Consider the following 24,007-nt stretch of genomic DNA (forward strand, 5'->3'; position numbering starts at 1 on the left):
AACGCGTGACCGACAGTAAATTCGGCGCGTGAAACATCGGGGTGACTACAGTGACAGATACTACGTACGTCGGCGCAGTCGACCAGGGAACGACCGGGACCCGCTTTATCGTCTTCGATCACGGTGGCCAGGTCGTCGCAAATGCATACGAAACGCACGAACAGATCTATCCGGAACCCGGCTGGGTCGAACACGACCCGATCGAGATCTGGGAAAACACGAAAACCGTCATTACGCAGGCGCTCGGCCAGGCGGGCATCGCGCCCGAGCAGTTGGAGGCCATCGGCGTCACCAACCAGCGCGAAACCACCGTGCTCTGGGACGCCGACTCCGGCCGACCCGTTCACAACGCCATCGTCTGGCAGGACCGCCGCACCACCGAACGCGTCGAAGAACTCGAAGAGAACGGTGCGGTCGAAACCATCCGCGAGAAGACCGGCCTCGAGCCGGACGCCTACTTCTCGGCGACCAAAGCCGAGTGGCTCCTCGACGAGGCCGATCCGATCAAGATGGAGCGCGCCCGCCCTGCAGACATCCGCGACCGCGCGCAAGCGGGCGACGTGCTCTTCGGAACCATCGATAGCTGGCTGATCTACAACCTCACCGGCAACCACATCACCGAGGTCACGAACGCCTCGCGGACGATGCTGTACAACATTCACGATCTCGAGTGGGACGACGATCTCTTAGAAGAGTTCTCGATCCCCGAAGCGATGCTGCCCGAGGTCCGTCCCTCCAGTGACGACGAAACCTACGGGACCACCGATCCCGACGGCTTCCTCGAAGCCGAGATTCCCATCGCGGGCGCACTCGGCGACCAGCAGGCGGCCCTGTTCGGACAGACCTGTTTCGACGCCGGCGACGCCAAGAACACCTACGGGACGGGTTCGTTCTTCCTGATGAACACCGGCAACGAGGCCGTCACCTCCGATCAGGGCCTCCTGACGACGATCGGCTTCCAGCGTTCCGGCGAACCCGTCCAGTACGCGCTGGAAGGCTCGATCTTCGTCACCGGCGCGGCCATCGAGTGGCTCGAGGATCTGTCGCTGATCGACGATCCCTCCGAGACGGCTGAACTCGCCCGCAGCGTCGACTCGACGGACGGCGTCTACGTCGTCCCGGCCTTTACGGGTCTCGGTGCGCCTCACTGGGACCAACGCGCACGCGGGACCATCGTCGGGATGACCCGCGGCACCCGCAAGGAACACGTCGTCCGCGCGACCCTCGAATCGATTGCCTACCAGACCCGCGACGTTGCGGAGGCGATGGAGGCCGACTCGGGCATCGAGATGACGAGTCTCAAAGTCGACGGCGGCGCGGTCAAGAACAACTACCTCTGCCAGCTCCAGTCCGACATCATCGGCTCGGAAATCGTCCGCCCGGTCGTCGACGAGACGACGGCCCTTGGATCGGCCTACGCGGCCGGCCTCGCCGTCGATTACTGGGACGACACCGACAGCCTGCGCGATAACTGGCAGGTCGATCGAACCTTCGAGACGACGATGGACGCCGAGACGGCGGACGCGCGATACAATCGCTGGCTCGACGCGGTCGAACGCTCGCGCGACTGGGCGCGGGACGGTGAGGAGTAATCCATGTACGAAACGGTGCTTCAGATTCCGGTCATCGGCATGGAAGCCGAGGCGTTCGCCGTCCTGCTGATCGCCGCCCTCGCCGGCGGCGCGTTCGGCGCGGCACTCGGCGCGCTGCCCTCGTTCGTCTTCACGGGCTTCGTCGTCTTCCTGGGCGAGGGGATCGCCACTCTCGAAGGGGAAGTCGGCGGTCTCGAGGGAATCGCGGCCGGCGATATCGCGACCGGGATCACCGACGTGATCGGCTTCGGCGCGGTCACCGGCCCTCACATCGCCTTCGCCGGCGGCGTCGCCGCGACGGCCTACGCCGGTCGGAAGTACCCCGAGATGAAACCCGCCGGCTGGGACTACCACTTCGGCAAGGACATCCTGTACGCGTTCGGAACCAAACCCGACATCCTCGCGGTCGGCGCGATCTTCGGTGCGCTCGGAATGCTCATCACCCAGGTGATGGATGGAATCGGCTTCCCCACCGACAATATCGCACTTTCGGTCGTGGCGACGGCCTTCCTCGCACGGCTCGCGTTCGGCTACCCGCTGGTCGGCAAGGTCGGCGGCTCGAACATCCTCGACATGTCGCCGTTCGAGCGCGAGGAGAAGCGAATGGCGGCCGACGGCGGGACCACGACCAGCCGGCTGGCGACCGAACCCTGGCTGGCCCACCAGTACAAGTGGTCCGGCGTCACCACCATCGGCCTCGTCGGCGGTATCCTCGGCGGATTCATCTGGCTCGAGACGGGGAGTATCTTCATGGGCTATGCGATCTCGGCGATGAGCCTGCTGTTTCTCAATCTCGGCGTCGAGAAAATTCCCGTCACGCACCACATCACGCTGTTAGGATCGACGGGCGCGGTAATCGCGGCGTCGGCCGTCGGGAGCGACCCGATCGTGCTGCTCGTCGCCGGCGCGTTCGGCGTGATCAGCGCCCTCATCGGCGAACTGTCCCAGCGGGTGTTCTACTCCCACTCCGGCACGCACGTCGACCCGCCGGCGATGGCCATCGCCGCGTTCATGCTCGTGATCGGCGTGCTCTATCTGGCCGGCCTCCTGCCGAACGCAGGCTACCTCTGACCGGAACGCTCCTCTCCCTCGAACTGACGATTTTCGGCCGTCAACACCGATGGCGGCCGTTTCTCCGCCGCCACAGCTGCGCCCCGTCCAGTTACCGCTGTCAGCTCCACGCTCCTCGCGAACGTCTGCTACGCCGGTCGTCTTCGGACCGTCCTGATCGCACTTCGCTGCAGAATACAACGACCGTATCAGAGTTTGATACAGAATACAACGGGCGTGTCGGGAGCGACCCAGAGGCGTCACGCCACCGCGTCTACCCAACGGCGGGCTCGATTCCGCGGCGCTGCTCGATTGCAAGCCGCACAACGCCGCTGTCTTTTGACGTTCTGGCCTTCGAATGACTCTTCGACCCGGACAGTCGATCCGAGTTCAGAACTGACCCGGAGTTCACCTCAGCGGTCCGTTCCGGTTTCGTCTGCGGTCTCTTCGTCATCGTCCTCGTCAGCGGAGTCGTCGGACGTATCGTCGGGGTCCGCTATCGCAGGCGGGGTTTCACCCGCCGTTTCGACGCCATCACGCGCCGTGGCGCTCGCCACGTCAGTTTCGCCACTTTCGTCGCCGGTCTCCGAATCCGCCTTCGGCGCTGAACTCGCGTCGTCTGCCTCGCGTTCGTCGTCGAGGTATTGGAGTTCCGTCGCTTCGGCCGGTTCGACCGTTTCGTGGTCGTCCGCGTTCGCCGCGCGGATCGCCTCTCGATCGGTCGTGAACGCTGCAACCGATTCCTGCAGGCTCACGGATTGCTCCGAGAGGGCGTCGGCGTTCTGACTCACCGTCGTAATGGCTGCGGTTTGCTCTTCGACGGCTCTGGCGACGGCGCTGGCTTCGCTCGCCGTTTCGGTGCTGATCTCGGTCACGTCGTCGACCATCGTGACGAGTTCTTGCGTCGAGTTGGCGATGCCGTCGGTGGCGTCGCTGATCTCCTGGACACCGTGGTCGGCCTCGGTTACTTCGGCTTCGATTTCGCTGAAAGCGGCGGCGGATTGTTCGACGGTTTCGGTGCCGTCGGCGACGTGTTCGCGCATGGCTTCCATCTCCGCGACGGTGTCGGTGGTCTGGGACTGAACGGTGTCGATGAGGTGGTTGATCTCGGCGGCGGAGTCTTTGGTTTCCTCCGCGAGTTGTTTGACTTCGTTTGCGACGACGGCGAACCCGTTGCCGTTACCGTTTCGGCCGCCGTTGTCGTTGCCGTTGTTGGCGTGGGCCGCCTCGATCGAAGCGTTGAGCGCGAGGATGTTGGTCTGGTCGGCGATATCGGTGATGACATCGATAATTTCGTCGATTTCAGCCATCGAGTCGTCGAGTTCGCGAATCGCCCGGAGCGTGGATTCGGTTCGGTGCTCGATGTCCTCCATTTCGTCGACCACGTCGGCCGCCGCCTCGCGGCCGTCGTTTGCGCGCTCGGCCGCGTGTTGGGAGGTTTCTGCGAGGCTGTCGGCGGTGGCGGCGATCTCTTCGATGTTCGCGGAGATGCCTTGGACTTCGCCAGAGATGATTTCCATGCGCTCGTTCTGTCGATCCGCGTAGCCGGTGATCTGCTGGACGGAGTCGCTGACGGTCTCACTTGTCGCCTCGAGTTCGGCCGCGCGGGCTTGCACGTCGTCGCTCGCGTCGGAGACGTCGGTGGCGAACGCAGAGACGGTGGCGACAGTGCGCTCGATGTCGTCTAACATCTCGTTGAACGTCGTGGCGATTTCGGCCATCGGGTCGCTCTCGGTATCGGGGTCGAGTCGCCGCGTCAGGTCGCCGCCGGCACAGGCGCGCATGACATCGCAGTACTCGGTCGCCGTTCGTTCCAGGTGGTCGGTCATCGCCTGGGCGTCCCGACGGGCGCGTTCGGCGCGCTCTTTTGCTTCCTCGGCTTCTTTTCGCGCCGTGTCTGCCTGCGCTCTGGCTTGCTCCGAGTCTTCGCGGGCCTGCTCTGCCTCTGCGCGGGCCTGATCTGACTCCTCGATCTGGTCGACGAGCGAGAGGCGCATGTCGTCGATCGACTCGTAGAGGGTGCCGATCTCGTCGATGCGATCCGATTCGACGGTCGTATCGAACTCGCCGTCCCTGATCGCGGCCGCGCGGTCGGACAGGTCGCTGAGCGATCGAGCGGTGGTGCGCCCGAGCACGACGCCGAAGACGCCGATCAGTGCGACGCCGACGAAGGTGATCAACAGGCCGAACTGGGTCGCGCTGTGGGCGAAGCCGAGCGCCTCAGCTTCGGTCGTGTGGACGAGGACGGTCCAGTCGCTGGCGGTCGTGTAGTAGCCGACGACGTAGCCGTCAGGGTTGAAGTTGTAGGGAGCGCTCCGAAGCGTTTCCCCCGGCGGTTCGTCGACTCGGAGTGCGCCGCGACTCTCCGACTGGACCGTTTCGAGAACGCCACTTTGGTCCTCGTAGGTCGTGAGGAACGTCGCGTTCTCGCCGTCGTCATTGCCCATGTAGGCGTCGTCGTTGACGATCCGGCCCTGTTCGTCGAGGATCGTCATGACGGTATCCGAGTCCGCAGTGGAGATCATCCCGGTCGATCGGTCCGCTAATCCGAACGTAAAGACGAGCGCGTGCTCGCCGTCGTTGACGCCGATATAGTAGGAAATCACTGGATACGTATCGGCCGAGCGGCCGAGTTGGTCCGGCATCGAGTACGGGTCCGTCTGCGCGACCGTATCCGTCGAGAGATCCGAACCGAGTTCGTCGGCGTCCGGGAAGGCGAGCGTCTCTACGGAATCGGCGTCGCCGCCGACCCCGGTGACGACGTCGCCGGTTGTCGTATTGACGTAGAGACCGTTCATCCGCGATTCGGGCATGTCGTAGTACGTTTCTTCGAGATAGGATTGAATCGCCTCCGGATCGTTCGTGTCGACGACCGGGGCATCGGAAGCGGCCTGAACGACGTTTCGGTTCTGTTCGAGCCAGGTTTCCATGGCCGCCCCTTCTTGGTAGGCCGCGTTCTGTCGCTCTTCGAGAGCGGATGCTTCCACATTATCTGTGAGTAACGTCGTTGCAGCGAAGCCGAGCCCGCCGATCGAGAGCCCGAGAACGAGAAAGACGACGCCGAACTTCAACGCGTATTTTCGTCTGATGATTGACGGTACCAGTTGCCGTCCCTTCCACACCATAGCTGCTAACGCCGAGCAGCGTTCTTAGTTCTTATTGCCAGATAAGTCAATTTTGAATAGTATAACGAGTAAACTGTCTGGATGAATATGGTTGCCGGCAACATTGTGAGGGACATCCAATATTTCGGCATATATTGAACTCAGTCGAACGAATCGGTCCGTTCTTGCTGGCAACAACGAGTTCCGATCGATCGAGGGTCCCGACCAGTCCCCCAGCAGTAACGGCGATTGCCAACCGGCGGCCACCACGTCTCTCTTCGCCGGTCAGTGACCGCCGGAAACGAGGTGGAGGCCGACGATTCCGACGACGATAACGCTGATGAACCCGACCCGAGCGAGCGTCATCGGTTCGTCGAAGAGAACGATCCCGAGCGTGGCGGTCCCGACGGCTCCGATCCCCGTCCAGACGGCGTAGGCCGTCCCGATCGGAAGATCCGTCACGGCCCGTGCGAGGAGTATCATACTGATGGCGAGGGCGACGACGGTGCCCGCCGTGGGAATCGGCTTCGAGAATCCATCGGAATACTGGAGTCCGATCGCCCAGGCAACCTCGAATATGCCGGCAACGAGCAGGATATACCACGACATGCCTGCTGACTTCGTTTCCTAGCCGGGCTATAGGTTTCGTTTGCTGCTTTCGTCACTCCCGATCTCATGTGGCCCTCGAAACCCGGTGGCCATCCCCGCTTGCCCCGACGTTTTTAGGCCCCGCGCTGCCATCTGCGTGTATGCCTCCATCGTCATCCCCATCCTCCTCATCACCATCTTCACCCTCCCCGCCACCGCTCGTCTTAGACATCGACGGCACCCTCACGCGCCCCGAGGGCTGGGGCATCGACCCCCGCATCTTCGATCCCCTCCGCGAGTGGGACGCCCCCGTCATCCTCGCCACCGGGAAGGCCTTTCCCTACCCCATCGCGCTCTGTCACTTCATCGGCGTTCCCGAACTCGTCGTCGCCGAAAACGGCGGCGTCGTCTACACCGGCGAGGACGCGTTCTTTACCGCCGATCGCGACGCTCCCCAGGCCGTCGCCGAGCAGTACCGTGCCGCCGGCTACGACCTCGGCTGGGGCGACGGCGACACGATCAACCGCTGGCGCGAGACCGAAATCGCCGTCAGCCGCGACCAACCCCTCGACCCGCTCGAAGCGTTCGCCGCCGACGCCGAACTCGAGGTAATCGATACGGGGTACGCCTACCACGTCAAGGACGCCGCGCCGAACAAGGGCGACGGCGTCGAGGTGATCGCCGAGCACGTCGGCATCGACCTCGCTGACTGCGTCGCGGTCGGCGATTCGATCAACGATGTCTCGACGTTCGAGGTCGTCGGCCGGAGCTTCGCGGTTTCGAACGCGGACGAGGAAGCGCGGGCGGCGGCCGACGAGGTGCTCGATGCGGCCCACGCCGACGGGACCCTTTCAGTGCTCGAACGAGTTCGGTAACGGTGGCGATCGCCGGCGGGCGCTACGCAGAACGCTTTTGCGTGCGCCGTCGAAGGCTCACGTATGGACGCAGCCGAGGTGGTGATCGCGCTCGGTGGGGTCGTCGGGACGCTCGCGCTCTTCGCGTACGTCTCCCGGGATGCGGCTCGCAACGAGGTCTCGCGGCCGCGGCTCTGGGGGGTGATCGCGGCGGCACCGTTCGCCGTCGGCGTGTGGCTGTACCTGTTCGCGCCGGCTCCCATGCCCGGCGTGATCATGACGGCAAACACCGGCATCGTGTTGTACACCTTCGAACGCGGAATCGCGAACGAGGACGACGAACCGGCCGAGCCGGGGCAGCTGCCGCACGCGCCCGCGACGAGTTCGGAGGAATCCGTTGATTCGCAGACGAAGTAACGAACGACACCACACGTCTTTTGGTGGCCCCTGTCCAAGCGATTGCAACATGAGCGATTCCGCCGACGCCGGCGTCGAGGTGGGAGCCGACGCCGATCCGGACCAGGGTCGGGACCGAGACCGAGACGGGAACGACGGCGACCCCGCCGGCGGACCGGCACAGGTCTCGAGCCCGAACTATCACAGCGAGAACCACACCGCCGCCCAGACCTGCGGCTGGACGGCGAACGCCCTGCGCGGGGACGGTCGGTGCTACAAGAACATCTACTACGGCATCGAGTCCCACCGCTGCATCCAGATGACGCCGGTGGTCAAGTGCAACGAGCGCTGCGTCTTCTGCTGGCGCGACCACCAGGGCCACGCCTACGAGATGGACGAGGTCGAGTGGGACGATCCCGAGGCCGTCGTCGACGCCTCGATCGAGTTGCAAAAGAAGCTCCTGTCCGGATTCGGCGGCAACGACGAGGTGCCGCGCGAGGTGTTCGACGAAGCGATGGAACCCCGCCACGTCGCCATCTCGCTCGACGGCGAGCCCACCCTCTATCCGTACCTGCCGGAACTGCTCGAAGCCTTCCACGACCGGGACATCACCACCTTCCTCGTCTCGAACGGTACCCGGCCCGAGGTCCTCCGGGAGTGCGATCCCACGCAACTGTACGTCAGCGTCGACGCTCCCGAGCGCCACACGTTTGATCAGGTCGTCAAAGCCGTCGACGACGACGCCTGGGACCGCCTCCTCGAGACGATGGCCGTCCTTCGAGAAAAAGATGAAACTCGCACGGTCCTCCGGACGACGCTCGTCAAGGGCGAGAACATGCACCACCCGGACTGGTATGCCGGCTTCTACCAGCAGGCCGACCCCGATTTCATCGAACTCAAGGCGTACATGCACGTCGGCCACTCCCAGGGGCGACTGGATCGCTCGTCGATGCCCGACCACGAGGAGGTTCTCGAGTTCGCCGACGCCGTCAAATCGCACCTGCCCGAGTTCAGCGAGTGCAAGGGCGTGCCCTCTTCACGCGTCGCGCTGCTCTCGAAGACGAGCGACACGTGGGTGCCGAAATTGAAGAAAGGAAGCGAGTTCTGGGCGCGCGATCCGGTGACCGGAACGGGCGACTAACCGGACGCGATAAACGCTCGACAACGCCATAGCAGTTCTGTTACGCATTCCACATTCGATACGCTTTTGACCGGTGACGACAAAGCGTCGGCTATGTCAACGACAGCGGAGTCCGCCGTCGGCCACGACGAACTCGCCGTCCTCAAACTGCTCGCCCTCGAAGGCGGGCTCGAAGGCGACGTCAAAATTTCCTGTTCTCATCTCGCCGACCGGCTCGACGCGTCGAACCAGACCGCCTCGCGACGCCTCCAGCGCCTCGAGAGCGCCGCCCTCCTCCAGCGCGACACCGTCAGTGACGGGCAATGGGTCGGGATCACCGACGCCGGTGAACACGCGCTCCACGCCGAATACGAGGACTACCGACGGATCTTCGAGACCGACTCGGAAGTCGAACTCGAGGGGACCGTCACGAGCGGCATGGGCGAGGGCCGCCACTACATCTCCCTGCCCGGCTACAACCGCCAGTTCGAGGACCGCCTCGGCTACGAGCCGTTCCCGGGCACGTTAAACGTCGACCTCCGGGACGACAGCGTCCGCCGCCGCAGCGCGCTCTCCTCGCTCGAACCCGTCCACATCGACGGCTGGGAGGACGACGACCGCACCTACGGCCCCGCGGTCTGTTACTCGGCGACGATCGAAACGGCGGACGGTCGACGGTACGAGACCGCCCACACCATCGCCCCCGAGCGAACCCACCACGACGAGGACCAACTCGAGGTCATCGCTCCCGACAAACTCCGCGAAGAACTCGAGTTGGAGGACGCCGACCGCGTGACGGTCATCGTGGGTGATCGCCAATGACGGGTCAGCAGGCCGGCGCACACCCGGACACGGACCCGAACACGGACGAGGGAACGGAGACTGGCGCGGAGGCGGTTCCCGGATCGAGTTCAGAACACGGGTCGATCGACCACGCGCTGCAGGCGCTCCGCGCGGGCGAGCCGATCCTCGTCCACGACGCGGCCGACCGCGAGGGCGAGACGGATCTCATCTACCACGCGGACGCCGTCACACCGGACGCTGTCGCTCGGATGCGCAACGACGCCGGGGGCCTCGTCTGCGTCGCGCTCGGCCACGACGTCGCCGAGGCGTTCGACCTCCCGTTCTACGGCGAGGCCGTCGACCACCCCGCGACCGGGGACCACGACCTCGGCTACGACGAACGGTCGTCGTTTTCGCTGACCGTCAACCACCGCGACACCTACACCGGCATCACCGATGCGGACCGCTCGCGGACCATCCGCGCGCTCGGTGAGGCCGCTGGCACCCCCGCGACAACCGACTTTGCGTCGGAGTTCCGCGTCCCGGGCCACGTCCACCTGCTCAAGGGTGCCCCGGAGCTGCTGGCACAGCGCGAGGGCCACACTGAACTCGGCCTCGCGCTCGCGGCGGCGGCCGACCTACCGCCCGCTGTCGTCGTCTGCGAGATGTTAGACGACGAGACTGGGCAGGCGCGCACGCCGGCCGACGCCCGCGTCTACGCTGATACCCACGACGTTACGTATATCGAGGGGCGGACGGTTCTCGATCGGTTCGCGTAGCGCTCGTCTCGTTCGCACTGTCTCCGAACAGCCGCTCGTCGCTGCTGCACTCACTCGTTTACGCGCTCGGGGTCGCCCTCGATCCCGTCGTCGGTGCTCCCGGAACCGGCGTATCCGCCCCCCGACGAGCTCCCGCTTCGGTACACGACGTACAGCACGAGGGCTGCAATAGAGAAATCAACCCCGTGTCCGACGAGGTGGTGGATCGTCATCGGTACCAGCCCGAACACCGTCCCGAGTCCGATAACCGACCGCGCGACGAGCAATCCGAGGACGACCGTAATCAACAGATACCGACTCGATCGGCGCTGCAGATAGGCGACGAACCCGACACCGAGCAACGCCGTCGTTCCGACGACCGCAAGGCAGATCACGGCGAGTAACACGGGTGCGAACTCGGGATCTACCCACCCGATATCGAACGGGGTCGTGTAGTCCATCGGCGCGGCTCTATGTCGGATGGTGAGTCACGTATGTGCTTCGGTGCGATCGTCGACTCGGGACCACCGCTCGCCGCTCACCGCTCATCGCTCGCAACTCGCAACTCGCAACTCGGCCCGTTCCCGTCCGTCGGGAACGACCGCAACCCGTTATCACGATCGCTAGCAGAGACGTACACGCAGGACCGCCACAGCCATTAGCCACTATGAGTGATACGCGACGCCGAATCAGAACGCACGTGCAGGACAACGCCGGTATCCACTTCAACGAACTCGTCAGAACGTCCGACTTCGCGCCGGGACAGATCCAGTACCACGTCCGGCGACTCCTGGATCAGGACGAACTCGTTCGGTGTGAGTTCTACGGTCGGACCCACTACTATCCGCCGGAGTACGACGAGCGTGAGCGGGCGATGCTGGCGCTGTTCCGTCGGGAAACGGCTCGCGAAATCGTCGTCTATCTGATCGAACACGAACCGGCTTCCCCGGTTGCCGTTGCCGACTCGCTCGGTATCGCCAGAAGCACGCTCGAGTACCATCTCGACCGCCTCGTCGAACACGCAATTGTCGAGAAATCCTACGACGAACGCAATCGCGTGACGCTCGTGCTTGCAAACCCGGAGTCGACGGGCAGACTCCTGTCGACGGTCGAACCGTCGGTTCCGGACCGCTTCGTCGACCGATTCACTCGACTCGTCGACGGATTGCTCGAGGAGTCTCCCGAATCGCGCTAACTGCGTTCGCGTCGTCGCGCAGTCCGGGTCGCACGGTCGCTCGTTTTCGAGGAATGTACCACAATTTCGATATACGTACCATAACTACGAATAATATAGCGTGTCCCAGGTGAGAGTATATGGACGCATCCATCGATCGACGGCGACTCGTACAGGGATTGAGCGGCGGTTTCGTCGTCGGACTCGCCGGCTGTCTCGGCGGTGACGAGGACGATCTGGCAGAAAACGGCGACACTGACGAGAACGGTTCGGCCGAGGACGGCAGCGCCGGACTCGCGTACGCCTTCGGCTCGGAAACGATCGCACTCATCGACCCGTCCGAGGGCGAGGTCGTCGACGAGATTACGGACGGGGTCGACGGCTACACCTACGGCGATGCCGTGCTGACGAACGACGGGAACTACCTCTACGTTATCGAAGACTCCCTCTCGCAGGTCCTGGTTATCGACACCGCATCCCGCGAAATAGTCGCCGAGGTCGCGATGGGTCCCGGCGGCACCCACATGTACCACCCGAACGACGAGGAGATGTGGGCCCACTCCGACGACGAGGGAACGTTCTACGTCATCGATACGTCGGCCCACGAAGTGGTCGAAACTGTCGAGGCCGGTCTCGAGGGCGAAGGCCACGGGAAACTCCTCTACCACGAGGATTTCGGTTCGACGGGCTACGCGACGAACGTCAACGACCCGGCGGCACACGTCATCGACATGGACGCCTACGAGCGCGTCGACTCCATCGAACTCGGCGACGAGGGCGGCACCCACTACAAGGCGTACAGTCCGCAAACCGGGCTTGCCTACTTCGAACGCTCCGGCGGCGTCGGGACGACCGCCGTGGTCGACACCGAGACGAACGAGGTCGTCGACGAACTCGAGTTCAGCGGCGGCCTGTATCTCACGCCGGACGAGGAGCGACTGGGCAACATCGGCGAGAACGAGATTCTCCTTCTCGACGCGACGAGCGAGACTACCGACGAAATTGGATCCGTCACGGTCGAGGGCGGCCCGGACGCCCTGGAGTACTACGAGACCGACGACGACACGCTGTACAGCTTTACCGCGAACACGATGACGCCCGAGGCGGCCGTCATCGATCTTGACGACCTCTCAGTCGTCGACCATATTGACGCCGGGAGCATCGAACGACCCGAGGACGCCCACCATCTCCACCGATCGGCCGTCTCGGGCGACGGCTACTTCTTTACGCCCGCGGATGCCGACGGAACCGTTGCGGTGATTGATATGGCGAACCGCGAACTGATCGAACACGTCCCCGTTGAGGAGGGTGTCGACACCGTTCAGTACGTTCCCGAGTCAGAATGAGCGCCGACGGATCGCTCGAGTACAACCGGTGGTCTCGTTTGCGACCGGCGCGGGGACTCGTTGCGCTCGCCGTTGCAGCCCTCGTACTCACGAGCCTTGCGACGCCAGTTGCGGCGCACGCGTACTTGAGTGATTCCGATCCGGCCAACGGTGAACAGATCGATGCCGTTCCCGACGAGATAACCCTCTCCTTCTCGGGCGACGGCGTGCAGGTCGCCGACGCGACCGTCACCGGCCCCGACGGCGCGGACGTAAGCGGCGCGGCCGAAATCGACGCCGACGACTCCCAACTCGTCCGCGTTCCGATCGAGCGTTCGGCCGACGAGAACGACGCCGAGGGGCTGTACAGCGTCGAGTGGGAGATCCTTGCTGACGACGGCCACACGGTCAGCGGCTCGTTCGTTTTCAGCGTCGGTGACGAACCGCTCGACCGGGATACGGTACTCGAGGCCCACGAGGACGAGGGACCGGATGAGGACGTTTCGCCGATCGCTGCCGGCGCGAAAGGGCTGTTGCTGATCTCACTCGTCGGCCTCATCGGTGCCCCGATTACGGCCGTCGTCGCCGTCTATCCAGCCGTTTCACGAGTCGGGTCGTCGTCTCGGACGCTCGAAGCAGTCGACCGCAGACTCGGCCGAGTTCTCGCCACAGCGGGCGCTGTTCTGTTCGGTTCTGTACTCGCGCTTGGACTGGTACGGGCGACTTCGATCGGGTCGCTCTCTTTCGAGACGATGGTCCAGTTCTTGGCCACACCGCTCGGCCGTGAGTGGCTCGTTCAGGTCGGATTGACCGCACTTCTCGGGCTGGTTCTTGTCGGTGGACTAACCGGACGGCTCCCCCGTCGAGGGTGGCTCGCCGGCACCGCAGTCGGGGCCGCCTTCGTCGGTGCGACCGTCGGCTGGACGAGCCACTCGGCCACCGCCATCGACCGGCTACAGGGTGCCGCCATCGATATCGCCCACCTCGGCGGTGCCGGCCTCTGGGTCGGCGGACTCGTCGTCCTTGCACTCGTCGTCCCGGCCGCGCTTCGCGAGGCGAAGCCGGTCGACAGAAACGACCTCGCCGCCGGGGCGATCCGGCGTTACTCCCTGCTCGCACTCGCCGGCGTGACCCTCGCCGGCGCGACCGGACTCGTCCTGGCGAGTTGGCACGTCCCGTCGCTCGCCGCACTCACGGATTCCCTCTACGGACTCTCGCTCTCCGCGAAGTCCCTCCTGGTCCTGCTCGCGCTCGGACTCGGCGGTCTCACCCGATTCGTCCTCCTCTCCCGGCTCGCGGAGAACTCGGGCCGAGAGTTCAGTGCAGCAGCTACTGACGCCGATACCGATACTGATACTGATACCGCTACCGTCGCCACGTTCGTCCGCGCCGTTCGCTTCGAGGTCGCCGTTCTCGCGGTGGTCCTCCTCATCTCCGGGCTGTTGACATCGGCCCCGACTGCTGCGGTCGTCAGTGACGGAGCCGGCGACTCGGAACTGGCGACGGTCGAACGCGAGGTGACGGACGATGTCGTTCTCGAACTGCAGGCAGGACCGACGGCTGGCAGCGCTACTGGGACCGCCAACGAAACCGGTGATTCGGACCGTTCGCAGCAACTGCTCGTCCGGCCCGGCGACCCCATCGTCTTCGACGTTGCCTTCGCGAGTTCAACGGCGGCTGACGACACACGGATCGACTCGGACGGCCCGGTGCGCCTGCTCGCGACTGCGACCGAAGGGGACCGGACGGTCAACGTTGAACTCGAGGAGACCGCGGACGGGACCTACGCGACGGTGCAGACGCTTCCGGTCGAGGGCGATTGGGAGGTTCGTCTCACGGGAAGTCCGAACGACGAGTTCGTCAGCGAGACGTACGACGTGCGCGTCGAGACTGCCGAGACGGGCGACGCGCACGCCGACCACGACGGCGGAGCCGCCGGCTCGCCGTTATCGTTGCTCCTCCAGTTCGGCGCTGTGGCGATTGCGGTCGTCGGCTCCGTTGCCGTCGCCGTCGAAGCGACTCGGTTCCGGGAACGAACCTAACGGCTCCGCGGAGCACCGCGGATTCGGCTCGCCGGCATCGTCTCGCGTCACTGATCCCGCTCCGAAAATCGCGAACACTTAGTACGGTGGCTTGCAACACACACCACTATGGCATTCGACGAGATGGACGTCGACACGATATGGATGGATGGCGAGTTCGTCGACTGGGACGACGCACAGGTCCACGTACTCACGCACGGCCTCCATTACGGGAGCGGGATCTTCGAGGGCGCACGCTGTTACGAGACCGAACAGGGCCCCGCGCTCTTTCGCTGGGAGGAACACCTGGAGCGGTTTTACAACTCGGCACAGCCCTACGAGATGGAGATCGATTACTCGGTTGCTGAACTCACCGAGGCCACGCTCGAACTCATCCAGCGCCAGGATCTCTCCTCGTGTTACATCCGGCCGGTCGCCTTCTATGGCTACAATTCCCTCGGCGTGAGCCCCGAGGACTGCCCGACGCGAACGGCGATCGCCGCCTGGCCGTGGGGTGCGTACCTCGGCGAGGACGCCCTGCAGAACGGCATCGACGTGATGATCTCCTCGTGGCGCAAACACGCCTCGAGTCAGGTGCCGACGAACGCCAAGACGACGGGCCTGTACGTCAACAGCCTCCTCGCCGGCGAGGAGGCCCGACGAAACGGCTACGCGGAGGCGCTCGTCCTGAACAAGGAGGGCAACGTCGCCGAAGGCCCCGGCGAGAACGTCTTCCTTGTGCGCGACGGCGAACTCTATACGCCCGGCCTCTCGGAGTCGATCCTCGACGGCATCACCCGCGATACGGTGATCACGCTCGCCGAAGATCTGGGCTATACGGTCCACGACAACGTCTCCATTTCGCGCGGCGAACTCAACACGGCGGATGAACTCTTCTTTACCGGCTCTGCAGCCGAGGTCACGCCGATCCGGAAGGTCGATAACGTCACGATCGGCGACGGCTCCCGCGGCCCCGTCACCGAAGACATTCAGTCCCGATTCTTCGAGGTCGTCGAACGACGGACGAACGAGTACGACGACTGGTTCGAGTACGTCTGACGACGTCCAGTCGCCGGTGTAGTATCGAAACGAGGTCGACTTCTCCAGCAGCAAAACGAGTTCGGGGGACGGTTTCGGGAAACCGAGTTCAGAACCGGATCGAGTGCAGCAGTGACACGAGGGAGCGTGGTTAGACCGTGTCGAACAGCGGACTACCGATCAATCGTCGTCGTCACTCGGTCGCGTCGGATTCGCGTTGCTCTCGTCAACGACATCGATCGGGACGCCGGCGTCCATCCCGTGGGTTCTGTCTGCGTCGCCAAACCCGGCGCTCAGCACGCGGGTGAGTGCGTCTTCGACGTCTTCGTTGAGTTCGGTGATGCGTTCGGGATGGACTTCGACGACGTAGCCAGTCGTGATGTTCGGCGATGTCGGGAGAAAGAGGATCTCTCTGCCGTCTTCGGTTACCTTGCCGGTTTTGAAGGCGGTCATGCGGAGCCCTTCCCAGACCTCGATTTTGACCGGTTTTTGCAGCGATTCTTGTTCGCCGAAGGCGGTTTCGGCGGCCATCTTCGAGGCGTTGTAGACGACGCGTATGACGGGGACGCGATTGGCGACGTTGTCGACGAGGCGTTCGACGAGGCCGCCGATTGTCGTCCGCATAAGGTAGCCGACCGAGAAGGTGAGAACGATGAAGACGGTCAGCGTGACGACGACGCGAAGGAACTGTGCGAGCTGTTCGCGAGCGGCCTGATTGCCGCCACCCGGGATCAGCGGTATGAGGGCCTCTTCTCCGAGGATGATCGACGGCGTGACCCCGGCGACGAGGCCGTAGAGCCAGTAGATGACGTAGAGCGTAATGAGGATGGGGCCGAGGACGATTAGCCCGCTCGCAAAGTCCCGCTTCCACGAAGCCATATCGTGACAGTCTCACTAGGGGCTAATGAGCCCTTCCCTTTATCGACCGATGATCGCCCGGAGCGCGAACCAGAGGTTTTCCTTTCGTTCCATTACGCGTCGATAAAAGTAGGACTTCCAGCGGTTGCCGTAAGGAGCGTACTGCCACATGTCGTACTCCCGTGCGAGTTCGTACTGTGCGTCCTCGCGAACGCCCATGAGCATCTGGAACTCGAAGTCGGTGCCGTACTCCTCGTGGAGCTCGATCGCACGCTCGATCATCGCCGGATCGTGGCTCCCGACCGCGATGCCGCCGTCGAAGTGCTCGAAGGCGAACTCGAGGAGGGCCTTGTACTCCGTGTTGACTCGGTCGCTGTCGGTGTAGGCGATAGCAGCGGGTTCGTCGTAGGCTCCCTTGACGAAGCGGACTTTGCCGGGTACGTCCGCAAGCCGTTTCACGTCTTCTCGCGTTCGCTTGAGATTGGCCTGGACGCAGACACCGACGCCACCGGTGCCGTCGGAGCCGCGATTCGATGCGGATCGCTCGTTGCCGCTGTATGTCCGTGCGAACTCCTCGTATGCATCCAGGGTGGCGTCGGTCGTCGTGTGGTCTTCCATGTCGATCCAGACGAAGACGCCGCGGTCGGCTGCGGTTCCGACGATGGTCTCGAGTTCTTCGCGGAAGACATCCTCGCCGAGGTCGAGACCGAGCTGTGAGGGTTTGACCGAGATACAGGCTTCGAGGTCCGAGTCGGCGATGTCGGTGACGAGCGAGCGGTACTCAGCGGCGTCGTTGCGGACGGTATCGCGGTCGTCGTAGTGTTCGCCGAGAAGATTGACGATGACCTTGACGTTTCGTCGATTGGCCTTGCGGACGTGATCGAGCACCTCGGCAGGAGACTCCCCCGCGACGAACCGGCGTGCAATTGGCGGGATCATACGGTAGCAGTCGATAGCCTGTCATAAGACGTTACTGTTCGAAATCCGAAATGACTTCGCGTCGCTCGCAATCTCGGTCGACCATCGCATAGACGGTAGAGACGGCCGGTATCGCCAGTTTCCTCCCTTGCGCAGGAGACTCATCCGAGATAGCGACCACCATGAGATATCTTCACAGTGGGTGACCCGAATCACTGCCGGTTAAGGCGTCCGGACACTTCTCGGCGAATATGGCAGTACTCGAGACAGTCGTAATCGCGTTCTGGGCGATGATACCGGCGTACGTGCCGAACAATGCAGCGGTGCTCGGCGGTGGCGGTCAGCCGATCGACGGAGGACGAACGATGGGCGACTCCCGCCTGCTCGGCGACGGAAAGACCTGGCGTGGAACGGCCGCCGGAATCGCCGCCGGGCTTGTCCTCGCCGGCGTTTTGACGGTTCTGGCCGAGGACGTAAGCGATGTCCTCGGTTTTGCGGTCCCCGAATTCGCTCCTCTCGCCGCGGTCGGGCTCGCCGCCGGCGCGATGCTCGGTGACATCCTCGCCTCCTTCCTCAAACGCCGAACCGGCCGCCAGCGCGGTGCGATGTTTCCCGGCCTCGATCAGCTCGACTTCGTCGTCGTCTCGCTCCCGCTGACGGCACTCCTTGCCCCCGACTGGTTCCGCGAGTGGTTCTCCCCGGCGGTCATCCTCGTCATCGTCGTTCTGACGCCGGTTCTCCACGTCACGACGAATATGATCGCGTACAAACTCGGCCTGAAGAACGAACCCTGGTAGTACCAGACGCCGAACGCTCACCGCGTGCCGATCCTCCTATGAGATCCGCTGCACTGCCCGTCGTTACTCGCTCCGCTTTTTGACTCTCTACGACGATGCTTCCGATGGACCGGGCGGTAACATCGCCTCGTCCATCCAGAACGCCTCGACCGCCGCTCCCAACGAGGCGAACTCGTCCGGTCCGCTCGGCTTGGTAAGGTACGCATTCGCGCACAGATCGTAGCTTCGTGCCACGTCTTCGCTCGCCTTTGAACTCGTCAGGACGAGGATCGGCAGTGACGCGAGTTCAGGATCGTTCTGTATAGTCTCGAGCACTTCGAAGCCGCTCACCCGCGGGAGATTCAAATCGAGGAGAACGAGGTCAATGTGGACTGATGCGTCCGACACGAACCGCTCCTGAAGGACGGTCAGGGCTTCTTCACCGTCGGTGACTGTATGGAACGTTGTCTCGATATCAACTGTCCGGAACGCTTCCTGTGCGAGCCGCACATCGCCGGGATTATCCTCGACGAGCAGGATATCGATTGGTTCACGGGAAGTCTGGTTGGTCACAGTAGTAGACAGCGGAAGTGACGTGCGGTAGCTGAATAAACTTGCGTACCAATATACTTGGTATGCGCCTGTCTCACGTATCTATCTTATACAGTATCTTTCGTGTCCAGTGCTGACTGAAGATCGCCCACGGCGTCGTCGTAGGCTTCGTGAGCGCGTTCGATGGCCACTGGTTCGGTGGTCATGCCGAAGAAGCCGTGGATCAGATCGTCGTAGTTGTAGTGGGTGACGGGAACGCCGGCATCCTCGAGCCGGGTTGCGTACGCTTTGCCGTCGTCACGAAGGGGATCGAACCCGGCGGTGATAATCGTCGCGGGCGGGAGCCCGGAGAGGTCGGTCGTTCGCCGTGGCATGGCGTAGACGTTGCCCTGATCGAGGGACCGCTCGAAGTAGTGATCGCGGAACCAGGCCATCTCGTCGGCGGTCAGGAAGTATCCCTTGCCGTTTTCTTCGTACGAATCGGTCTCGGTGGCATCGCCCGTCGCCGGGTAGATCAGGAGTTGGTACGCGACAGCCGGTCCACCCTGGTCGCGCGCGAGTAGGGCCGTTCCCGCCGCCAGGTTGCCGCCGGCGCTGTCGCCCGCGAGAACGATCCGGTCCGGGTCCGCGCCGAGTTCAGGTGCGCTCTCGGCGGCCCACTCGAGTGCGGCATAGCAATCCTGTAGTCCGGCGGGAAACGGGTGTTCGGGTGCGAGCCGGTAGTCGACGCTGACGACGGGGTAGCCGGAGTCGGCCGCGAGTTTGCGGCAGGTGTTGTCGTGGCTGTCGATGCTGCCGACGACCCAGCCGCCGCCGTGGAAGTAGAGGATGAGGGGGCGTTGGTGCTCGTGCTCGTGCTCTTGCTCTTGTTCTTCGTCCCGGTCCCGCCCTCGCTGGTTGTCCTCACCCGCCCCCGGCTCGTAGAGCCGAATCGGAATCTCTCCGTTGGGCCCGTCGATCGTTCGATCGGTCACCGATTCGAGTTCGATAGCCGGCTCGCCCGCTTGGAGTTCTTCGAGCATCGCGCGGGCCCGTTCGACCGGCACCTCGTCGAACGAGGGTGTCTCGAGGGAGTCGTACAGTTCGAGGAACCGCTGTACGTCGGGGTGGGGCTCGGCAGCCCTATCTGCTGTCATCGATTGACATATTCTCCGCGGCACGAAAAAGGTATAGTGACAACTGCACCGAGTTCCACACCGATTCATAGCCGTCGTGCGATCGGGTGTGCAGTGACTGCGGCGGCTACTGTCGCTCCGGTCGGTGTTTGCGCGCACAGGAGAGGCTCGGATGGACGGGATGAGAAGATGCAAAGAGCAAAAATAGCGGGTAGAACGGGATTTAGCCGGACAGAACGGAATTTGGCCGGAAGAGCAGGACCGGCCAGGTCGGGACAGAGTCGTCGCGTTCCACACCGCTTATTTCGGTTCGTCTCGCCACTACGAGCAATGACTACCGAGCGGGAGGACACGCAGGATGCACAGGGGACCCAGGAGCTTATCAATGCACTCCGCGCGGTCGATGCCGTCCAGTTCGGCGAGTTCGAACTCGCCCACGGCGGTACCAGCGAATATTACGTCGACAAGTATCGCTTCGAGACCGACCCCGACTGTCTCTCGGCCGTCGCCGACGCCTTCGCCGACCGGATCACGCCGGACGACAAACTCGCCGGCGTCGCGCTCGGGGCTGTCCCGCTTGCAGCCGCGACGAGCGTCGCCGCCTCCGTTCCCTACGTCATCGCCCGCAAGCAGCGCAAGGAGTACGGTACGGCGAACCTCATCGAAGGTGAACTCGACGAGGGCGAGGAGGTCGTCGTGCTCGAGGATATCGTGACGACGGGGACCAGCCTGGTCGACGCTATCGAGGCGCTTCGGGACGCCGGGGCGACGGTCGACCGCGCGCTGGTCGTGGTCGACCGCGAGGAAGGCGGTCGGGAGACCGTCGAAGATGCAAACGTCGAAATGGAGTCGCTCGTAACCGCGAGCGAGCTGCTCGCGGATCAGCCCGACGACGCCTGATCTTCCGCTATCCGGGCTGACCTGAAAGCGAGCATCCACACCACGAGTTCGTTTGGTATCGGTGCACGCCCCATCACAATTCTTTTATTCAGGTACGGGCTATCCGTAGCCACGATGGTAGGTGTCCGCTTTACACGCCGGGCTCGCGCCCGCTTCTAACTCTCACCTACCGTTCGCTGTGTCGGCGTCGTTCGGCCAGCAAACGGTGACGATAGTTCGCCCGGCGACGGACACGCCACCGGCGTTTTCACAGCGCTCGCACCAACAGTAGCCACACCGACACCCATGTCAGAATCAGAACCAGAATCAGAAGCAGAACCCGACGCAGAAGGTATCGTAGTCGTCCTCCCCGACGGCTCAGAACTCGCAGTCGACGCCGACGCAACCGTCGAAGATTGCGCCTACGAAATCGGCCCCGGCCTCGGCCGCGACACCGTCGCCGGCAAACTCGACGGCAACCTCGTCGCCAAGGAAGAACCCGCCTACGACGGCGCTGAACTCGAGATCATCACGGACCAGTCCGACGAGTTCATCCGCGTCATGCGCCACTCCGCGGCCCACTGTCTCGCCCAGGCGGTCGAACGCCACTACGACGACGTGGACCTCGCCATCGGCCCGCCGACGGACGAGGGCTTTTACTACGACTTCGACAACCTCGATATCGACGAGGACGACCTCCCAGAACTCGAAGCGGAGATGGAGGCCATCATCGACGACGACTACGAGATCGAACGCGAGGAGGTTTCGATCGAAGACGCCGAAGAGCGACTTGCCGACGAGCCGTACAAACTCGAACTGCTCGAAGAGTTGGCCGAGGAGTCAGACACCGTGACGTTCTACAGCCAGGGCGAGTGGGAGGATCTCTGTGCCGGCCCGCACGTCGACTCGACGGGCGAGATCGGTGCGGTAAAACTCTTAGAGATCGCGGGTGCCTACTGGCGCGGCGACGAGGAAAACACGATGCAAACGCGCATCTACGGCACGGCCTTCGAGGACGAGAGCGACCTCGAAGCGTTCCTCGAGCGAAAGGAAGAAGCCGAAGAGCGGGACCACCGCAAGATCGGCAACGAGATGAACCTGTTCTCGATCCAGGACGTGACCGGTCCCGGCCTCCCCCTGTATCACCCGCCGGGGAAGACGATCCTGAAAGAACTCGAGGACTTCGTCGAAACCCTCAATCAGGACGCCGGCTACGACTACGTCGAGACGCCACACGTCTTCAAGACCGATCTCTGGCACCGCTCGGGCCACTACGAGAACTACCAGGACGACATGTTCGTCTTCGACGTCGGCGACGACGAGTTCGGCCTCAAGCCGATGAACTGTCCCGGCCACGCCGCCATCTTCCAGGACCAGTCCTGGAGCTACCGCGACCTGCCGATCCGGTACGCCGAAAACGGGAAGGTCTACCGCAAGGAACAGCGCGGTGAACTCTCGGGGCTTTCGCGGGTCTGGGCGTTCACGATCGACGACGGTCACCTGTTCGTCCGACCGGATCAGATCGAGGAGGAGGTCGAGCGGATCATCGAGATGATCTTCACCGTCCTCGAGACGTTCGATCTCGACTACGAGGTATCGCTGGCGACGCGGCCCGAGAAGAGCGTCGGGAGCGACGAGATCTGGGAGCGAGCCGAATCGACGCTCGAGTCCGTTCTCGAGGAGTCGAAGATGGACTACGAGATCGAGGCGGGCGACGGCGCGTTCTACGGGCCGAAGATCGACTTCGGGTTCGAAGACGCGATCGGGCGCGTCTGGGACGGCCCGACGGTCCAGTTGGACTTCAACATGCCAGAGCGGTTCGATCTCTCCTACGTCGGCGAGGACAACGAGGAGCATCGCCCGGTGATGATCCACCGCGGTATCTACGGCAGCTACGAACGGTTCTTCATGGTGCTCATCGAGCACTACGAGGGCAAGTTCCCGCTCTGGCTCGCGCCCGAGCAGGTTCGCGTGCTGCCGATCTCGGACGACAACCTCGGCTACGCCCACCGGGTCGCAAACGAGTTCGACGCGTTCCGCGTCGAGGTCGACGACCGGGATTCGACGCTCGAGCGGAAGATCCGTGCGGCCCACGACGACCGGGTCCCCTACCAGATCATCGTCGGCGACAACGAGGAGGAAGACGGGACCATCTCGGTTCGGGACCGCTTCGAGGATCAGGAGTACGACGTCGAGATCGACGCGTTCCGCGAGCACCTGGACGCCGAACGCGACGAAAAGCGGACGGAGCCGGACTTTTTGCAGGACTAACGGCTGTCGTCTGCTGTCTGCCGAAAGCGGTAAGCCCTCAGTCTCCTGCGGACGGGCTGTTCTCTCGATCACCGGTGAGCGTGCGAATTGTCCGAGCGCCGACGAACCGCGGCGTTCGAGCCGCATAGTGGGCGTAAGCGTCGCCGTACTCCTCGCGCAGCCACGGTTCCTCGGCGAACGGCAGCGCGAGCCACCAGCCGAGATAGATCGCACAGATCGCAGCGACCAGCACCGAGTTCGCAACCAGCGCGAAGCCGACGGTTGCGACGATGTAGCCGACGTACTGCGGGTTCCGCGAGTAGCGGTACCAGCCGCCGGTTCGCAGTTCGCCGGCGATTCCTTTCGTCTCCTCGACACCCAGGTCGAGGCCGGCCGCGATGGCGACGACGTACCCTGCGACGAACAGCACCGCGCCGACGGCGAGCGATGGAACTCGCGGCAGTCCGAGGCTGTTCCAGTCCAGATAGACGAGCGCGAGTATCGCCGCGTTGAGCGCGTGCGACAGCCCCCAGTGGACGTAGTACCGCAAGCCCCGCTCGCCCGGTGGCCAGTAGTTCGCGAACCCGAGCGCGCTGGCGACGACTCCTGCCAGATTGCTCAGACTGAGGGCGAGTCCGGCCCCGAATACCGCGGTCGTCACCGTCTCACTCATCGGTTCTCCTCCCGTTGCGTTTGCGTCCTGGTTTGCCCTCTCCCGCGATCGAGTCGCGTCCTTGCCCCGAGTTCAGATTCAGGTCGCCTGCGGTGAGCGCGTTCAGTTCGGTGGCGTTGTCGGCAATGCATATCGGGTAGTCGTCGCTCGGGCCCCCTGTGCGTTCTCGCGGACGGACTAGCG

The 24,007-nt window shown here is 63.7% G+C and carries 23 protein-coding genes; 15 read left to right on the plus strand and 8 right to left on the minus strand.

All coding sequences use genetic code 11. From position 1 onward, the window contains the following. Positions 1-50 precede the first annotated feature (50 nt). Together glpK and SM755_RS08720 are read left to right on the plus strand one after the other, a co-directional pair. Positions 51-1,592, plus strand: coding sequence for a glycerol kinase GlpK (gene glpK / locus SM755_RS08715; protein WP_323172316.1), 1,542 nt, complete (start codon positions 51-53; stop codon positions 1,590-1,592). A 3-nt stretch (positions 1,593-1,595) separates the two neighbouring features. Further along, a complete protein-coding gene (locus SM755_RS08720) occupies positions 1,596-2,663 on the plus strand; it encodes a hypothetical protein (protein ID WP_323172317.1) in 1,068 nt (355 codons plus the stop codon). A gap of 392 nt (positions 2,664-3,055) precedes the next feature. Here the strand turns inward: SM755_RS08720 and SM755_RS08725 are convergent, their stop codons facing one another. Then, positions 3,056-5,767 (minus strand): methyl-accepting chemotaxis protein, encoded by a 2,712-nt coding sequence (locus SM755_RS08725; protein WP_323172318.1) that lies wholly within the window; start codon positions 5,765-5,767, stop codon positions 3,056-3,058. A 264-nt stretch (positions 5,768-6,031) separates the two neighbouring features. Further along, positions 6,032-6,355: a multidrug efflux SMR transporter gene (locus SM755_RS08730; protein ID WP_323172319.1), complete on the minus strand. Its 324-nt coding sequence runs from the start codon at positions 6,353-6,355 to the stop codon at positions 6,032-6,034. Between the two features lie 140 nt (positions 6,356-6,495). On the opposite strand from SM755_RS08730, the gene SM755_RS08735 reads away from it, so the two are divergent. The 5 genes from SM755_RS08735 (at position 6,496) to ribB (ending at position 10,266) form a co-directional block, all read left to right on the plus strand. Continuing rightward, on the plus strand, positions 6,496-7,209 hold the full coding sequence (locus SM755_RS08735) for an HAD-IIB family hydrolase (RefSeq protein WP_323172320.1): 714 nt from the start codon (positions 6,496-6,498) through the stop codon (positions 7,207-7,209). Positions 7,210-7,272: 63 nt separating this feature from the next. After that, positions 7,273-7,605 (plus strand): hypothetical protein, encoded by a 333-nt coding sequence (locus SM755_RS08740; protein ID WP_323172321.1) that lies wholly within the window; start codon positions 7,273-7,275, stop codon positions 7,603-7,605. 49 nt (positions 7,606-7,654) lie between these two features. Next, entirely contained in the window at positions 7,655-8,725 is a 1,071-nt protein-coding gene (gene twy1, locus SM755_RS08745) for a 4-demethylwyosine synthase TYW1 (RefSeq protein WP_323172322.1), read from the plus strand. 93 nt (positions 8,726-8,818) lie between these two features. Beyond that, the gene (locus SM755_RS08750) at positions 8,819-9,526 is read left to right on the plus strand and encodes a DUF120 domain-containing protein (protein ID WP_006666150.1); all 708 of its coding nucleotides are present in this window, start codon (positions 8,819-8,821) and stop codon (positions 9,524-9,526) included. Further along, complete coding sequence (gene ribB / locus SM755_RS08755; RefSeq protein WP_323172323.1) at positions 9,523-10,266, plus strand: 3,4-dihydroxy-2-butanone-4-phosphate synthase; 744 nt, start codon at positions 9,523-9,525, stop codon at positions 10,264-10,266. Before SM755_RS08750 ends, ribB begins: the two co-directional genes overlap by 4 nt. Positions 10,267-10,316: 50 nt before the next feature. Here ribB and SM755_RS08760 read toward each other — a convergent pair whose 3' ends face one another. Continuing rightward, positions 10,317-10,706, minus strand: coding sequence for a hypothetical protein (locus SM755_RS08760; protein WP_323172324.1), 390 nt, complete (start codon positions 10,704-10,706; stop codon positions 10,317-10,319). 33 nt (positions 10,707-10,739) lie between these two features. On the opposite strand from SM755_RS08760, the gene SM755_RS08765 reads away from it, so the two are divergent. From SM755_RS08765 to SM755_RS08785, 5 genes are all read left to right on the plus strand, one after another. Further along, on the plus strand, positions 10,740-10,907 hold the full coding sequence (locus SM755_RS08765; protein WP_323172325.1) for a hypothetical protein: 168 nt from the start codon (positions 10,740-10,742) through the stop codon (positions 10,905-10,907). Between the two features lie 5 nt (positions 10,908-10,912). Further along, positions 10,913-11,440 (plus strand): winged helix-turn-helix transcriptional regulator, encoded by a 528-nt coding sequence (locus SM755_RS08770; protein WP_323172326.1) that lies wholly within the window; start codon positions 10,913-10,915, stop codon positions 11,438-11,440. Positions 11,441-11,559: 119 nt separating this feature from the next. After that, positions 11,560-12,765, plus strand: coding sequence for a hypothetical protein (locus tag SM755_RS08775; RefSeq protein WP_323172327.1), 1,206 nt, complete (start codon positions 11,560-11,562; stop codon positions 12,763-12,765). Beyond that, a complete protein-coding gene (locus tag SM755_RS08780) occupies positions 12,762-14,786 on the plus strand; it encodes a copper resistance protein CopC (RefSeq protein WP_323172328.1) in 2,025 nt (674 codons plus the stop codon). Before SM755_RS08775 ends, SM755_RS08780 begins: the two co-directional genes overlap by 4 nt. Before the next feature lie 108 nt (positions 14,787-14,894). Then, positions 14,895-15,824 (plus strand): branched-chain amino acid transaminase, encoded by a 930-nt coding sequence (locus tag SM755_RS08785; RefSeq protein WP_323172329.1) that lies wholly within the window; start codon positions 14,895-14,897, stop codon positions 15,822-15,824. A gap of 159 nt (positions 15,825-15,983) precedes the next feature. Here SM755_RS08785 and SM755_RS08790 read toward each other — a convergent pair whose 3' ends face one another. Continuing rightward, entirely contained in the window at positions 15,984-16,682 is a 699-nt protein-coding gene (locus SM755_RS08790; RefSeq protein ID WP_323172330.1) for a DUF502 domain-containing protein, read from the minus strand. A 39-nt stretch (positions 16,683-16,721) separates the two neighbouring features. Then, the gene (locus SM755_RS08795; protein ID WP_323172331.1) at positions 16,722-17,600 is read right to left on the minus strand and encodes a proline dehydrogenase family protein; all 879 of its coding nucleotides are present in this window, start codon (positions 17,598-17,600) and stop codon (positions 16,722-16,724) included. A gap of 230 nt (positions 17,601-17,830) precedes the next feature. Here SM755_RS08795 and SM755_RS08800 point away from each other — a divergent pair, with 230 nt between their 5' ends. After that, positions 17,831-18,376 (plus strand): CDP-2,3-bis-(O-geranylgeranyl)-sn-glycerol synthase, encoded by a 546-nt coding sequence (locus SM755_RS08800; protein ID WP_323172332.1) that lies wholly within the window; start codon positions 17,831-17,833, stop codon positions 18,374-18,376. An 87-nt stretch (positions 18,377-18,463) separates the two neighbouring features. On the opposite strand, the gene SM755_RS08805 is transcribed toward SM755_RS08800, so the two are convergent. Both SM755_RS08805 and SM755_RS08810 read right to left on the minus strand, forming a co-directional pair. Next, positions 18,464-18,928: a response regulator gene (locus SM755_RS08805; RefSeq protein WP_323172333.1), complete on the minus strand. Its 465-nt coding sequence runs from the start codon at positions 18,926-18,928 to the stop codon at positions 18,464-18,466. An 86-nt stretch (positions 18,929-19,014) separates the two neighbouring features. Beyond that, positions 19,015-20,043, minus strand: coding sequence for an alpha/beta hydrolase (locus SM755_RS08810; protein WP_323172334.1), 1,029 nt, complete (start codon positions 20,041-20,043; stop codon positions 19,015-19,017). A 309-nt stretch (positions 20,044-20,352) separates the two neighbouring features. On the opposite strand from SM755_RS08810, the gene pyrE reads away from it, so the two are divergent. Further along, complete coding sequence (gene pyrE / locus SM755_RS08815) at positions 20,353-20,922, plus strand: orotate phosphoribosyltransferase (RefSeq protein ID WP_323172335.1); 570 nt, start codon at positions 20,353-20,355, stop codon at positions 20,920-20,922. 285 nt (positions 20,923-21,207) lie between these two features. Then, positions 21,208-23,172: a threonine--tRNA ligase gene (thrS, locus tag SM755_RS08820; protein WP_323172336.1), complete on the plus strand. Its 1,965-nt coding sequence runs from the start codon at positions 21,208-21,210 to the stop codon at positions 23,170-23,172. A gap of 37 nt (positions 23,173-23,209) precedes the next feature. Here thrS and SM755_RS08825 read toward each other — a convergent pair whose 3' ends face one another. Next, positions 23,210-23,824, minus strand: a complete 615-nt coding sequence (locus SM755_RS08825) for a PEMT/PEM2 methyltransferase family protein (protein ID WP_323172337.1) — start codon at positions 23,822-23,824, stop codon at positions 23,210-23,212. Positions 23,825-24,007 lie beyond the last annotated feature (183 nt).

The sequence above is a fragment of the Natrialba sp. PRR66 genome, assembly GCF_034808065.1.
Classification (GTDB): domain Archaea; phylum Halobacteriota; class Halobacteria; order Halobacteriales; family Natrialbaceae; genus Natrialba; species Natrialba aegyptia.

Excerpts from the sequence above, each read along its gene's own strand:
- SM755_RS08775 (WP_323172327.1), top strand. The coding sequence starts at position 11,560 with ATGGACGCATCCATCGATCGACGGCGACTCGTACAGGGATTGAGCGGC.
- SM755_RS08810 (WP_323172334.1), bottom strand. The coding sequence starts at position 20,043 with ATGACAGCAGATAGGGCTGCCGAGCCCCACCCCGACGTACAGCGGTTC.
- SM755_RS08735 (WP_323172320.1), top strand. The coding sequence starts at position 6,496 with ATGCCTCCATCGTCATCCCCATCCTCCTCATCACCATCTTCACCCTCC.
- SM755_RS08720 (WP_323172317.1), top strand. The coding sequence starts at position 1,596 with ATGTACGAAACGGTGCTTCAGATTCCGGTCATCGGCATGGAAGCCGAG.
- SM755_RS08800 (WP_323172332.1), top strand. The coding sequence starts at position 17,831 with ATGGCAGTACTCGAGACAGTCGTAATCGCGTTCTGGGCGATGATACCG.
- ribB (WP_323172323.1), top strand. The coding sequence starts at position 9,523 with ATGACGGGTCAGCAGGCCGGCGCACACCCGGACACGGACCCGAACACG.
- SM755_RS08730 (WP_323172319.1), bottom strand. The coding sequence starts at position 6,355 with ATGTCGTGGTATATCCTGCTCGTTGCCGGCATATTCGAGGTTGCCTGG.
- SM755_RS08740 (WP_323172321.1), top strand. The coding sequence starts at position 7,273 with ATGGACGCAGCCGAGGTGGTGATCGCGCTCGGTGGGGTCGTCGGGACG.
- pyrE (WP_323172335.1), top strand. The coding sequence starts at position 20,353 with ATGACTACCGAGCGGGAGGACACGCAGGATGCACAGGGGACCCAGGAG.
- SM755_RS08795 (WP_323172331.1), bottom strand. The coding sequence starts at position 17,600 with ATGATCCCGCCAATTGCACGCCGGTTCGTCGCGGGGGAGTCTCCTGCC.
- SM755_RS08780 (WP_323172328.1), top strand. The coding sequence starts at position 12,762 with ATGAGCGCCGACGGATCGCTCGAGTACAACCGGTGGTCTCGTTTGCGA.
- SM755_RS08765 (WP_323172325.1), top strand. The coding sequence starts at position 10,740 with ATGTGCTTCGGTGCGATCGTCGACTCGGGACCACCGCTCGCCGCTCAC.
- SM755_RS08785 (WP_323172329.1), top strand. The coding sequence starts at position 14,895 with ATGGCATTCGACGAGATGGACGTCGACACGATATGGATGGATGGCGAG.
- SM755_RS08790 (WP_323172330.1), bottom strand. The coding sequence starts at position 16,682 with ATGGCTTCGTGGAAGCGGGACTTTGCGAGCGGGCTAATCGTCCTCGGC.
- SM755_RS08750 (WP_006666150.1), top strand. The coding sequence starts at position 8,819 with ATGTCAACGACAGCGGAGTCCGCCGTCGGCCACGACGAACTCGCCGTC.
- twy1 (WP_323172322.1), top strand. The coding sequence starts at position 7,655 with ATGAGCGATTCCGCCGACGCCGGCGTCGAGGTGGGAGCCGACGCCGAT.
- SM755_RS08770 (WP_323172326.1), top strand. The coding sequence starts at position 10,913 with ATGAGTGATACGCGACGCCGAATCAGAACGCACGTGCAGGACAACGCC.
- SM755_RS08725 (WP_323172318.1), bottom strand. The coding sequence starts at position 5,767 with ATGGTGTGGAAGGGACGGCAACTGGTACCGTCAATCATCAGACGAAAA.
- SM755_RS08760 (WP_323172324.1), bottom strand. The coding sequence starts at position 10,706 with ATGGACTACACGACCCCGTTCGATATCGGGTGGGTAGATCCCGAGTTC.
- thrS (WP_323172336.1), top strand. The coding sequence starts at position 21,208 with ATGTCAGAATCAGAACCAGAATCAGAAGCAGAACCCGACGCAGAAGGT.
- SM755_RS08825 (WP_323172337.1), bottom strand. The coding sequence starts at position 23,824 with ATGAGTGAGACGGTGACGACCGCGGTATTCGGGGCCGGACTCGCCCTC.